The organism is Domibacillus sp. PGB-M46 (assembly GCF_022668875.1).
Classification (GTDB): domain Bacteria; phylum Bacillota; class Bacilli; order Bacillales; family Domibacillaceae; genus Domibacillus.
On sequence record NZ_JAKGCR010000046.1, the window covers coordinates 1 to 12,685 of the forward strand.

The 12,685-nt window shown below is 41.8% G+C and carries 13 protein-coding genes and 1 pseudogene; 12 read left to right on the top strand and 2 right to left on the bottom strand.

All coding sequences use genetic code 11. The features are described from left to right. Positions 1-1,036 precede the first annotated feature (1,036 nt). Positions 1,037-2,098 carry a phosphatidylglycerol lysyltransferase domain-containing protein gene (locus L2D08_RS23075; protein ID WP_242237805.1) on the top strand — a complete coding sequence of 354 codons (1,062 nt, stop codon included), beginning with the start codon at positions 1,037-1,039 and terminating at the stop codon, positions 2,096-2,098. Positions 2,099-2,316: 218 nt separating this feature from the next. On the opposite strand, the gene L2D08_RS23080 is transcribed toward L2D08_RS23075, so the two are convergent. Next, complete coding sequence (locus tag L2D08_RS23080; RefSeq protein ID WP_242237807.1) at positions 2,317-2,589, bottom strand: hypothetical protein; 273 nt, start codon at positions 2,587-2,589, stop codon at positions 2,317-2,319. Positions 2,590-3,787: 1,198 nt separating this feature from the next. Then, on the bottom strand, positions 3,788-4,312 hold the full coding sequence (locus tag L2D08_RS23085; protein WP_242237808.1) for a helix-turn-helix domain-containing protein: 525 nt from the start codon (positions 4,310-4,312) through the stop codon (positions 3,788-3,790). A gap of 124 nt (positions 4,313-4,436) precedes the next feature. Between L2D08_RS23085 and L2D08_RS23090 the strand changes: the two are divergent. The 11 genes and pseudogenes from L2D08_RS23090 to L2D08_RS23140 all read left to right on the top strand — a co-directional run bounded on the left by L2D08_RS23090 (position 4,437) and on the right by L2D08_RS23140 (position 12,572). Then, a pseudogene (locus L2D08_RS23090) lies at positions 4,437-5,201 on the top strand (conjugal transfer protein). After that, positions 5,198-5,419 carry a TcpD family membrane protein gene (locus L2D08_RS23095; protein WP_046176722.1) on the top strand — a complete coding sequence of 74 codons (222 nt, stop codon included), beginning with the start codon at positions 5,198-5,200 and terminating at the stop codon, positions 5,417-5,419. Before L2D08_RS23090 ends, L2D08_RS23095 begins: the two are co-directional and overlap by 4 nt. Positions 5,420-5,455: 36 nt before the next feature. Further along, entirely contained in the window at positions 5,456-5,722 is a 267-nt protein-coding gene (locus L2D08_RS23100; RefSeq protein WP_242237810.1) for a hypothetical protein, read from the top strand. 23 nt (positions 5,723-5,745) lie between these two features. After that, positions 5,746-6,252: a hypothetical protein gene (locus L2D08_RS23105; protein ID WP_242237812.1), complete on the top strand. Its 507-nt coding sequence runs from the start codon at positions 5,746-5,748 to the stop codon at positions 6,250-6,252. Between the two features lie 13 nt (positions 6,253-6,265). Beyond that, complete coding sequence (locus tag L2D08_RS23110) at positions 6,266-6,457, top strand: hypothetical protein (protein WP_242237813.1); 192 nt, start codon at positions 6,266-6,268, stop codon at positions 6,455-6,457. Further along, positions 6,454-6,933, top strand: coding sequence for a hypothetical protein (locus L2D08_RS23115; RefSeq protein ID WP_242237815.1), 480 nt, complete (start codon positions 6,454-6,456; stop codon positions 6,931-6,933). The genes L2D08_RS23110 and L2D08_RS23115 overlap by 4 nt, the downstream gene beginning before the upstream one ends. Before the next feature lie 36 nt (positions 6,934-6,969). After that, entirely contained in the window at positions 6,970-8,415 is a 1,446-nt protein-coding gene (locus L2D08_RS23120; RefSeq protein ID WP_375337639.1) for a type IV secretory system conjugative DNA transfer family protein, read from the top strand. Between the two features lie 263 nt (positions 8,416-8,678). Further along, complete coding sequence (locus tag L2D08_RS23125; protein ID WP_242237819.1) at positions 8,679-9,500, top strand: S1 RNA-binding domain-containing protein; 822 nt, start codon at positions 8,679-8,681, stop codon at positions 9,498-9,500. A 66-nt stretch (positions 9,501-9,566) separates the two neighbouring features. Next, the gene (locus tag L2D08_RS23130) at positions 9,567-10,217 is read left to right on the top strand and encodes a hypothetical protein (protein WP_242237820.1); all 651 of its coding nucleotides are present in this window, start codon (positions 9,567-9,569) and stop codon (positions 10,215-10,217) included. A 618-nt stretch (positions 10,218-10,835) separates the two neighbouring features. Next, the gene (locus tag L2D08_RS23135; RefSeq protein ID WP_242237822.1) at positions 10,836-12,083 is read left to right on the top strand and encodes a threonine synthase; all 1,248 of its coding nucleotides are present in this window, start codon (positions 10,836-10,838) and stop codon (positions 12,081-12,083) included. Between the two features lie 219 nt (positions 12,084-12,302). Further along, positions 12,303-12,572 (top strand): hypothetical protein, encoded by a 270-nt coding sequence (locus tag L2D08_RS23140; protein ID WP_242237823.1) that lies wholly within the window; start codon positions 12,303-12,305, stop codon positions 12,570-12,572. Positions 12,573-12,685 lie beyond the last annotated feature (113 nt).

Sequence of the window (12,685 nt, forward strand, 5' to 3'; positions counted from 1 at the left end):
ACTGTAAATATATACACCTATAACCTATAGGTTTAAAAAAGATCATTGGTACTTTTTATTTTTTATTTCTCAACCTCCCATTTCTATGGTGTAAAAATCTAAGAAGCACTTGTTAAAACCGGTGATTTCCAGTTTTTCATTGATTAAATTTTCTCTATTATTCATGAATATTAGTGTCTTTTGTTGACGCTGTCCGCTTAGGCTTTTTTACTGTATTCGTCTGTATGATTTTGTATGCATAAAATTACACTTGTCGTTATGTGAATATACTAGTACGCATGGTGACAAAAACAGGGATAATAGAGGGATCTGAAACAGTGTATAAGAAACAAAAAAGATAAAAGCCTTTAACCATTCTTCTTACGGTCTGGCTTCTACAAAATCTCTATGATCATTTAAAGAAAATTGTAATGGTTGGGCTCTTTCCATTAATGAAGCCTATTATTCTTTTCATCGGGCACGGAATAACTTCTACAAAAAACAGTAGAACTACATCCAACGTATACAAGTGAATATATCAAAGAAGATAATGTAGTTGATGCGAATACAAAATCAATGACCAAATATACAATAAAAATGATGATGAATACAAAATGATTCACCATTAAATATTTGCATGACAAACACACAAGAGGTCCCTGGTTAGCTGCTGATTAACATGAGCCCCTTTCTTGTTTATTAGCCCATGTGGATCAATAAATAAGAAAAGATTTGCAAAGATGAATTTGGAGACGAATCGGGTTACATTGATTTAAGGAGCGACTTTATTTAAGAGGAGAAGCATCTTTCATTTGTCTTCGATCGATTTCATCGTGTTGAGAAGTCGCGATCAAGAGAAATGATAGAAACCGATTTAGTTGTTATCATCGTTCATGAAATTGTCAAACTTCTTCAAGACAATGTGGAGGCAAAAAGTTAGTATGGAGAAGAGACAGAGTTTTTATTGAAACTTTCGTTAAAGAACGAAAAAGACAGTGTTGCACATCCAGGACAAGGTCGGCATTCATAATAATGATTTGGAGGGATTTTTCCTATTATGCTTCTTGAATATGAAAATGACCTGAATGAAGTGTGGTTATTTTTACAAAGAAACGGTGGAAATCATGCATCCCACTTAAGTTTTTTGAACGACAAACGCTTTTATTGGTCACAACAAAAGCAAGTTTTGATTATTTATCAAAAGGCAGGCAATACATTTGTTGTGCTGGGAGATCCTATTGGGAAAGAATCTTTCATTGTTAGAGCTATTCATGAATTTCACGAATATTGTCGGCAAGTAAATATGAACCCCGTCTTTTATCAGGTATCAGCCCGCTATATGATGGCTTATCGGGAACTGGGGTATGCTTCTCTTAAAATAGGAGAAGAAGCGAAAGTTTATCTGCCGGGTTTTTCGCTTTCGGGAAACACTCGGAAACGGCTGCGTACCTGCCGAAACAAGTTTGAACGGGAAGGTTATCAATTTTCTGTTTTATCTCCGCCTCACGCAAAAGAACTGCTGGAAGAAATAAAGGAAGTTTCAAATGCCTGGTTAGGGAGCAGAAAAGAGAAAGGGTTTTCAGTCAGCTATTTTCACGATGACTATGTAGCCAGATTCCCCGTTGCTGTTACCAAAAACCAAGATGGAGACATAATTGCTTTTGCTACGCTTGCATACAATCAGCCGAAAATCGATCGTACACTTGTCATCGATTTGATGCGTTACCAGCCTGAAAAAAGCCCAAATGCAACTATGGACTTTTTATTTATCTCTATCTTCAACTGGTGTAAAGAAAATGGGTATGAATGGTGCAGTATGGGTATCTCTCCTTTAGCCAATATGAAAGACCCCGATCAAAGTGGAATGTATGAGACTGTGGGCCAGATCATTTTTGATAAAGTTAATCACTTTTACAACTTTAAAGGGCTTTACCAATACAAAAATAAATTCCAGCCTGAATGGGAATCTCGATATCTTGTTTACCAGAGTAACTTTCTGCCTGCGGTTTTTCTTCGTATTTTTCGTTTAATTCACGCTAATCAGGCAGCTGCAATTGGTAAGCTTGTTTTGGCGAGAAGTCCACTCGAGAAATTAAAATTTGGTAAGCGATCTTTTTAAAAGATCGGATTATCTAAAGCTAAATGTCCTTTCAGCTGCATCTGAGTTCTAAAAAAGCATGATTCCTTTTTGAAATCATGCTTTTTGTATGTCTTTTTTCAATAGGAAAGCACTAATACATAGTAAACAAAAGTGTACCTAAGCAAAAGTATACCTAAGCAAAAGTATACTTTTGATTATGATAATTCTACATAAGTACCTTCCCTATTTCTGGCCACCTAGTATCTAGCCTTCTCCACACCAAATGTTTGGTTAACAGACTTTAGCAATTCTCCTAAAGTAACTGATAAGTTTCCAGCACGCTGTAAAGCAAGCGAAAAATCTGCTTTCTTCTTGCTACTTGTCCCTTGTTCATTGATCGCTTGTTCTAATGCTATGTTTTGGCCGACAGTTGTCATTGTATCTCCCAGGTTTACCAGTAGTTTTTCCGCACGTTGTGAAAAATCGATAATATGGTCCAACTTTACATTTCTCCAAGGTTCAATGCGCAAAATGAATCTCTCCTTTTTCCTCAGCTAATTTAGCTTATTCGTATTAAAGATAAAGGTTTCATTTTTAGAAATGCTCAGTGCCATGTTCTTGACCGGGCTATTTATGAAATCTTTCTTTTTTATCATCTTCGGCGAGAACACCCCCACTCCAACCATCCTTACTGCTGTCTTTCAGAAAACCCATACAAAACCTTTAAAGATTGCTGTGAGATATTGGATTGTCCTTTTGGAATCTATTTGTTTTCTTATAGAGTAGGAATAACTGCTAACGAAAAAGCAGTAAAGAGAATACAGCAAAAGAGAGAGTGTAGTTGCTATGAATACAAATTCTGTCGTTAAGCATACAATAGAAATAAAGATGAATAACAAATGATTCACTATAAAATATAATTGCAATGTGACTCTCTCCAACTAATTGCTGCACAATTTGATGGTGCATTTCTGTCAGAGATATGAAAAACCTTGCTCTAACTTCATCGGTGTCTGCCCTGTTATTCCGAACGAGGTTTAACGTACTCTCTACTTCCGACTGCAATTATAGGTATATATAATAAAAAGTATACATAACAAAAAGTGTACCTAATCAAAAGTATACTTTTGATTAGGTACACTCATGTGATATAGATTATGAGCAGGAATCCATTGTAAAATGATTAAGCCCTGCTACAAAGGAAACATAAAAATTCCCATTCGCCACCACTTAGTATCTAGACTTTTCCACTCCAATGTTTGTCTATTATTTTTCCCAAAAGAGAATAAAGACCTTAATGTCTAACACACAATAAATAGAAAAATCCGAAGGGAATGCGGCACTAACTTTTTGTTGAAGCTTTTTCCCCGCCTTCTCTTTTTAAAAGCCCGCGTTTTGACTTTCGTCTCTATACTGAAATTTCAAACTTTGTTTACGTACAAGTTTAAACTTATGTTCAGATGTAGATCTGAATACAGGCGTAAATGCATCTACAAGTGCGGACATAAGTTTAGACACAGGTTTTGGAACCGTTTTTTAATACACCTGCAAACCCAGTTTGCTAATAAATTGGTTAACCTCATCTGAAAAATTTAAAATGCTTCACCACTTGTAGCTTAATTTGCAGATCACTGTTTAGAAGACAACAAAAAAGAACCCCGCTTTAGATAACCCATAATAAGCAGAAGTTCTTATGAGATGATTTAATTAAGAATACCGTGGTACTTATTACATCCACTGATTTATCCTTTTTTCCGCTAATTCCGCCTCCACATTAAACACCTTGGACATATAAGCGACTGACTCCTGTTTTTCAGATGGCAGCGGTAACCTTTTGAGCATAAAAGTCGGTATACAAAAGTGGCAGGTAAAATAGTTAGTGCTAATTTGAGTCAGGACACGGCATAGGGGAGGAACTTCTAATTGATCCCCTGCTTTTTTCAGTACACAGCATAACTGATGTGCAAACTCACGCCATTGCTTACAGGTTTCGAGACGCTTGTCTAAAAAGATTCGATACACACCTTTATAACGGCTGGACTCACTGGATTCATCCCACAAGTACAGGCGGAAGGCAATCGGCACCTCATATAATTCTGCAAAACGAGCGAGCTTTGCATTGGTCGGTTTCCTTACATTTTTCTCGTAGCCAGACATGCTGGAAGTTGAAAAACCTAATAAGTTTGCAACCTGGGTTTGCGACAGCCCCTTTCTAACCCTGCATTGATATAATTTTTCGCCTAGACTGGACATGGCGAGAAGAGCAGGAACTGCTGCTTATTGGGTGCTGTTCAGCTTTATGTTTTTAACCGACGCTGCCACGCTATTTTAAAAGACGGAAAAAACCACTGCACCTAAAGCAACGACGGTTGAACATTTGGAAAATCCAGCGGTAAAGCCAGAAGCTGTTCAGTTTGCAGAAAGTTTTACCGCGCACTATTTTAATTGGGGAAATAGTGAGGAAGAAAAGAAAGAACGTGAAGAAAGGCTAAGTCCATTCCTGGCTGAAGGGCTGGATCCGTAGGCTGGCCTCAACGTGGAAAAAGTAACATGGAATTCACCTTATAAAGGATCTGTAGTTAAACGGGTAGAAGAAAGAGGCAACGACAAGGCCCTTGTTACGTTTTATGTAAATGTCGAAGTTTCACGTGAAACAAAAGGTAAGCTCGAAACAAAATCTATTTCAAAGTATTTTGTCGTTCCCGTAGCTTACGATGGGCGCTCATATGGTGTCTATGAACTGCCGAAGTTTACTCATATGGAAGAGAAAACAACTGTAAAAGTAGAGAAAGCAACAGGACTTCAAAAAGCTTCTTCATCACCTGAAACAACAACAGTCCGCCGCTTTCTCGATACGTTTTTCAAAAGCTACACCGAAGATTCAACGGATAAGCTTGCTTATATTTTAGATGATAGCACCCATATTGCCGGTCTGAATAAATCAATGGAGTTTGTAAAGATAGCCTCGGCAGACATATACGAAGGCCAGAAGAAAGGCCAATATATTGTGCAGAGTGAAGTCATCATGCAGGATCCGGAATCAGAGATGCAGTTTCATACGGACTATGAGCTGACCGTTAAAAAAGATGGTGAGCGTTTTGTCGTGTCCGCCATGAATGAAAGTGAGGGAGATAAGCAATGAGCTTAGAAGGAATTTTTCAATGGTTTTCCGAGCAGGTGCAGTACATCCTTTTGTTTGTGCTGTTTATTGTCCTTTTAGCCGCGGCATATAAACGCGCGTGGCTGACGATGATTGGCAGCCTGATTGGGCTTGCATTTATCGGCATCTTTGTGGTGAACCCAGAGGTACTGCTTAACTTATCAGAATGGCTCAGCGGACAGCTCAATATAGGAGCATAATTATATATAGAAGAAACTCGGAAAGAAGGGGATAGGGTGAACCGGGTACCCTTATATGTGATCAATAACTTTTTAAAGTTCGACCGGAAAATTTATCATCTGTTTGGCCTCCAGTTGGGAAGGCCGATCCGCTTAAAAGCTATTTTCTATTTCTTCTTTTTTGGGCTGATGATTGACCTTGCCCCTTTTGGATGGACAATGCGGGACAGCCGAGAAATCAAATCCATGTACGGACTTAACCGGGGAAATAATATTTACGGGTCGGACCCGATGGAACGGAGTATGGTTTTTATATTTTCATGAGCCGCTCGCTTCCGAAGTACATCATGAAAGTAGTGAGAGAAATCAAAGAATCTGCCATGCACCACTTTATCATTTTCACAAAAGGACAGGCTTCCTTCAGGGACTTTATTTCAGAGGCAGCGAACCCGGGAAAAGAACTCATTACAGGCGGCCCTTTGAAAGTTGTGCCCTATACATTCGGTAAAACATACCTTCAGTTTATGGCTGATGAGCGAAATATGCTGAATATACTGTCGGAACATAACATCACACCGCTTTCAGAGAAGCCGCCGCTTTATTCATCATTTGACCGGCTTGTAGAACATAACGGAGAAGAAAAGTATCTGGTCAGCCTGCTTGATACAGATTTGATGAAAGTTTACAGCCTGAAGCGGTACCGTAAAGAAACATTTGACCAGGATCAGAGGCGAATTTTGATACTGACACATATGAAGGAGTTTCACCAGGAACTGCTCAAGGACGTTCACCATCTTGACTACGAAGAGGTCCATCCAAATGAAATCCAAGCCGCCGGCATGATGAAATCATAGGGGGAATAAACGTATGAGTTTGCTGCCTGAATTCCAGACCATAACCGGACTGATTGACAATGGCCATCTGCTGCATGATGAAATTTCTGCTATGCCGCGCACATCCCAGAGAAGAATGTACGGACTCATGAAAGAGATCATGAAGGATGAATTGATCTTTGTCATAGAAGTGGAGAAGCGCAAACTGCGCATGAACCGTGAATGAAGCAAACGGCTTTTTTATTTGTCATTGCTGCCGCGGCAGCCACCGGATTCATTGGGATGTACCAAGAATGGTACATTCCCTCTTCCAAGGCCCTTTTGATTATCACAGTTATGCTGGGAACTGTGTATATGGCAGCGGTCTTGCGGCGTACAGAAAGCAGAAAAAGAACGTCATTACTGCTTCTCTCCCTGTCCCTGTTTTTAGTGCAGACGGCTGGAGCCTGGATCTATGAAATCTGGACATTTGAAACTTTCTTCTCCGCTGCCGGCATGATGAAAATTTCTATGATTCTTCTTGGTACAGGCGCATTAGTATTGAACACCATTCATTTTATTTCCCGGGCAACACATAAAAAGCGCAGTATCCAGCGTACGGCTAAAAGAGAGAAGAATAACAGTGCCAGGCAGTTATTTAACAGAAAAGCAGCAGAAAAGACCGTCACAGTTGTTCTTGGTGAATCCGTTCACGTGAAATAATCAATGTAAAAGGAGGCGATTCCGATCGGACTCTCGATTACCTGGCAGGGAAGCGACTGTTTTACACATATGTTGGTTGTGGGGCCCACCCGTTCCGGGAAGACGGCTACCATTTTAAAGCCGATGATCTACCAGCTTTTGCTTCAAAAAAGGCGGGGCATCCCTTTGGGATTATCGGTGGTAGAGCCCAAAGGCGATGTCGCGCGGATGGTGAATGAAATGTGCATGGAAATGGACATCTCGTGCACCCATATTGATCCAGAGCTGCCTGACAGTCATGGTTTTAACCCAATGGAAGGCGGTATGGATGATGTGGCGGAAGCAACCGTGGTTGTATTAAAAGGGCTTTTCGGAAAACAGGATGCTTTTTTTGCAACCGTGCAGGAACTCTCGGCTCGGAATGTGACCAAACTGCTGAAAGCCCTGCATGGCGACAAGATGGATATTATCGATGTGATGAATACGCTGCGGGATGAAAAAGAGCTGGAGAAAAAAGTGAAAGAGTTGAAAAGTCGGGATGGACTGACCGATCTCGTCCACTTTTTCGAATCGGAGCTGCTTGGCAGCATGCGCGAGAAATACCGGCAGTTTGTGATCGGGCTCCGTGCCCAGCTAGAAAACATCACAAGCAATGAATCACTAAAGCGAATTATGACGGGCAAAAGTGATATTAATATTGACCGGCATTTTGAGGAAGGCGGGGTTCTTGCAGTAAATACGGCACTTGGTAAACTGCGAAAAGCGGGTGACGCATTTGGCCAGTTTATCATTATGCATTTACAAAACGGCACATTCCGGCGACCCGGCACAGAACAGACCCGCATCCCGCATTTTCTGATTGTCGATGAATACAACCGTTTCATTAACCCAGATGTAGAAATGTTCCTGTCGCTCGCAGCAGAATACCGGGTATCCGGTATTTTCGCTATGCAGTCACTTGGCCAGCTGGAAGTAGAAGCTGGAAAAATCGGTCCAAAAGCGATGAAGCAGGCCATTTTAACTTCGTGCCGTAACAAAATTACGTTTGGCGGGCTGTCTGCCGGAGATGCAAAAGAGTTCGCGGAAGAGTTTGGCCGGAACCGAGTGATCAGGCGGCAGAGCACTTTCAAAAACCGAATACTTGTCCCAAAATTCTTTCCAGAATCATATCGGGACACTGAAAACGAGGAGTACCGCTTCTATTACACAGACTTAATGGATGGGCTTCCTCGTTTTCATTTTGTCCACAAGCTCCTGCAAGACGGAACACCTCAGCCGCCCGAACTGGCAAAAGGGAACTTTGTGCCGCGTGACTGGAAAGAAAAGAGAGAATGGGAAGAAAAGAGATCATGGCTGTCAGCGCTTCTGAACCTATTAAAGAAAAAACACAGGAAGAGAGCGCAGCCGGTACCTGCACTGCCCAAGCCGATTCAATCGGTGGTTCATGAAGAGCTAGTGCCTGCAGAAGGATCGTTTGTCCGCATGACATGCTCACAGTGTTAGAAGAAGAGACTGAGTCGGAGAAAGAAAAAAACAGTACGGAAAAATCGGCTGAAGAGAAACAGCCGAATATACTACAAGCTGCTCCCACACAAAATGAGGAGCAGCCTAAAAACGCGAAAAATGAAAAGCCCTCGGGAGAAACGACTAAATCGAAAACAGATACTGTACAGAGAAAAAAAGAGTTTATACCGCCGCAGTCATCTGATGGATTCTGGGATTAATGTGTTGTCTCTAACCCTAACAATAAAAAGGAGTGAGCAAGCATGGCAGCAGAAAATCTCACACAGGTACTGATTGAAGGATTTGACCCGTCAAAGGTGCAGGCAACAGAAGTCGATGAAAACTGGAAGAAAGTGTTCGGCGCTTATCAAAACCAGACGATTTTGCAGGCGCCGATCATAGGCATTGAAAAGCAGCTGGATAAACAGTGTGCAGTCGTTTCAGTCGGCAGCATCCGCGGCTACATTCCAATGGAGCTTACGGGTGTTGAAACCATACGCCAGCTGCGCAGCATGACAGGACAAGCCGTGCTGTTTAAAGTCCTGAACTATGACCGGGATGCAAGCATCTTCACCGCTTCCCGAAAAGCGGCGGTTGAACAGGCTGCGTCCATCACGCTTAAAAGAATTGAGCCGGGCGATACGATTGTTGCGGTTGTCAGCCATGTGAATCAGACACAGGTGCGGGCAGATATTGGCGGGATTGAAGTGAGGATTCCGATTGAAGACATTTCCTACGGCTGGATTGATAACTTAACAGATAAAGTAAAACTTGGTGACCACTTAAGCGTAAAGGTAATGGAGATTGATAAAGAAAACGCCAAAGTAAAAGTCAGTGCGAAAGAAGCAGAGGGTAATCCGTGGCCGTCCTGTGCCGGCCGATACCAGAAGGGAAATGAATACGTGGGAACAGTGTCTGGTGTGCGTGAGTATGGGGTCTTCGTTAATTTAGAGCCGGGTGTAGACTGCCTGTCACGCCATTTAAAGTTCCAGGACGTCCACAAAGGAGAACGGGTTCTCGTGCGGGTGCTTGAAACGGACGTAAAGAAAGAGCAAATCCGCTCCCGTATTACCCGTGTCTTATAAGGAGAACCCGAGATGAATAAAAGTCCTTTTTCTTTAGAACATGAATGAAACCTGCAGTGGACCAAAGTGCCGAAGCACGCCACACCATCCCAACGTATTAATCAAGAATCAGCTAAGGAAAAACGGGCATTAGAAGCACTTGCCTGCATTGGTGTAATCGGCGGGCTGCAGCTCTCCCGGTTATTTTCCCTGGATAAGAAAAGAAAAAAGAAAATGACAGCGGAGAAAAAGCTGGTTCGGCATAATATGAAGAAAAACAACCGGGTAATTCCTGTATATACACTGGGTGTAAATGGAGCTGCAGTAGCCGGTGTACCTGGTTACCAAAATAACTACTGGCTGAAGTATAAAGTGGAAGAGGTGTTAAAACGGCTTTTATTTTTTCAGCTTTATGAGTACTTTCCTGATTCACGGATCTTTCCAGCGTCAGAACCGTTCGTGGGATCGGTATTTGTTCAAAACAACCCTATCTACATTTATGTACTAAAAGGCGATATTCAGGATTTGATGATGTATTTAAAATGGAAAGCGTTTGATGGAAGGATCATTATCATCACCGAATCTTTAAGTTACCTTCATCTGTTAGAATTGTGGGAAGATTTAAAAGTAAGAGCCGTCCTAGAGCATGAGCTGCGTAACTCCCGTATAGAAGAAATATTTTATATTAGATCCTTAGAAGGGATTTGGAGGAAGGAAAAAGTTGTGTCCCTGCCGTAAATGAAAAATGATCCAGCGGATGAAGCAGGAAGATAAACAAAAATCAATATTCATTAAAGGCTTCGTTATACCATTGATATTGAATCACCTATAAACAGTCAGAAAAACTGGTTCATCGGCATATATCGGCATACGTACTATCTGGAAGAGGCCGACTGCACACACATCGCTGAATATGATATATGTGCTAAACGCAAAGAAACGATGGAGCGGAACTTTGCGGCTGCTAAAGAAAAGCACGGGCCAAACCCGTCATCGGACTGGGGGATTTATTGATACAGGCGATATTTACTTTTATCTTCGTAAATCTTAAAAGGTTAGCCGGCGGGCTGTGGAAGCCACTACTGTCAGCCTGAATCGCTCTATTTAAACGCATAACAGAGGTTCCAAATTGCAGACTTGAGAACCACTTTGTCTGCAATCTGAAAAAAGAAAACCCGAAATATCTTACTTAATAAAAAGGGATAGGTTTTTAATCATAATTCACTTATCCGAAAAATATAATTAAGTATTGTTAATATAATAAAGATATTTGTCAATTGGATCACCAAAGACTACAATTCTTCTCTTTCTACACAGGAGCTTAATTGTGGTCTTTTATTTTTTAGGAGGGGGAAAATGAAAAATTACAGCTACGTTTCACACTTGGAGTGCCCAAAATGCGGCGAAGTATATGAGGAAAAAAAGATACAGCAATTATGCAAGTGCGGCTCACCATTATTAGTGCGCTATGATTTAGAAAAAGTGAAAGCAAACGTGTTACGTGAAGAGATTACAAATCGCCCAAACAGCTTATGGCGGTATCATGAGCTGCTGCCTGTTCATGAAAAGGAGAACGTTGTTACACTCGGTGAAGGGATGACACCGCTTGAAAAGCTCCCGTCATTAGGAGCAGAATATGGGTTAAACCATTTATACATAAAAGATGAAGGTGTCATTCCAACAGGTTCTTTTAAAACAAGGGGGGCGAGTGTCGGCATTTCAAAGGCAAAAGAGCTGGGTGTAAAACATTTAGCCATGCCGACAAACGGCAATGCAGGTGCGGCCTGGGCTCTGTATGCGGCAAAAGCAAACATTAAAGCCACAATTGTTATGCCTTTGGATGCCCCGCACATTACGCGTAAAGAGGTTTATATTGCGGGTGGAGACCTGCATCTTATCAATGGCTTGATTAGTGATGCAGGCAAGGTTGTTGGCCATTTAGTTCAAAGCCACAGAGTATACGATGCCTCTACACTGAAAGAGCCATACCGTATTGAAGGCAAAAAGACAATGGGCTACGAGATTGTCGAACAGTTTGGCTGGAAAGTTCCAAATGTTATTTTGTATCCAACAGGCGGCGGAGTAGGCATCATTGGAATTTACAAGGCCATTCTTGAATTACAGCAGCTGGGCTGGGTTGAAGACGGGAAACTTCCCCGCTTAGTAGCCGTTCAAGCAAAAGGCTGTGCGCCCATTGTGGAAGCATGGAAAAAAGGCGAAAAAGAATCGCAATTCTTTGAAGATTCAGCAACATGCGCATTTGGCATTAATGTCCCTAAAGCTATAGGCGATTTCTTAGTTCTTGAAGGGCTTTATGAAACAGAAGGCTGTGCGATTGCCATTTCGGAAGAGGAAATATTGAAGGCGCAAAAACAAGCAGCGTCATTAGAAGGAAACTTCGTCTGCCCAGAAGGAGCAGCAACCTTTGCCGCAGCGAGGATTTTGTGTGAACAAGGGTGGATCCAGGCAGATGAGCATGTTGTATGCCTTAACACGGGATTAGGTCTCAAATATCCGGAAACAGTTGAAATCGAAGGTGTAGAAACGCTTCAGCCAGGACAGGAAATTTCAAATTCTTCCACAAAGCATACGATGAAACATTAAAGCCGGCTTTTGGGGAAGATGTTAGCACAGAGGATGCAGCTGTAGAAGGAAAAGCAGAAGAGTAATTCGCAGCATAATCCCCGGGAAGAGGGTTACGAGAAAACAGAGTTTGCCTTGTCATTATCAAATGCCAAGGAAACCATACCTAATTAACATGAATCTTGTTTCTTATAACATTCAGCGGCTGCAAATGAAAACACTGATGGAGGAATGGTTAAAATGGGCCATGGCGTGAGAAGAATATACAAACACTTGCCTGAAGATACAGATGGTAAAGCAAAAAAACGGCACCTAAATACTGCAGAGTTGTGCTCCAGTTTGCTGGCAGGCTGCCTCTTTGATGGCCCGCAGCAGCCAGTTCGCTCAACAACATTGCAAGATTTGCGCCGCTATTTGCGCCGCTTTCGTGAAAAAGTGCAACGATATTTGCTGCCAGGAATGCGTACAAATCTAAAGGAAGTATGTTTGAACTACCACCCACTTACCTGACGGTTGAAGTGGGGGATTCCCGGGCAAGAGGATCTCCGACCCCCAGTAATCAGGCTAACCCCGTATTCCAACGGTTTTATGACTAATCTTAAATAGACTGAAGTGAAAGAAGC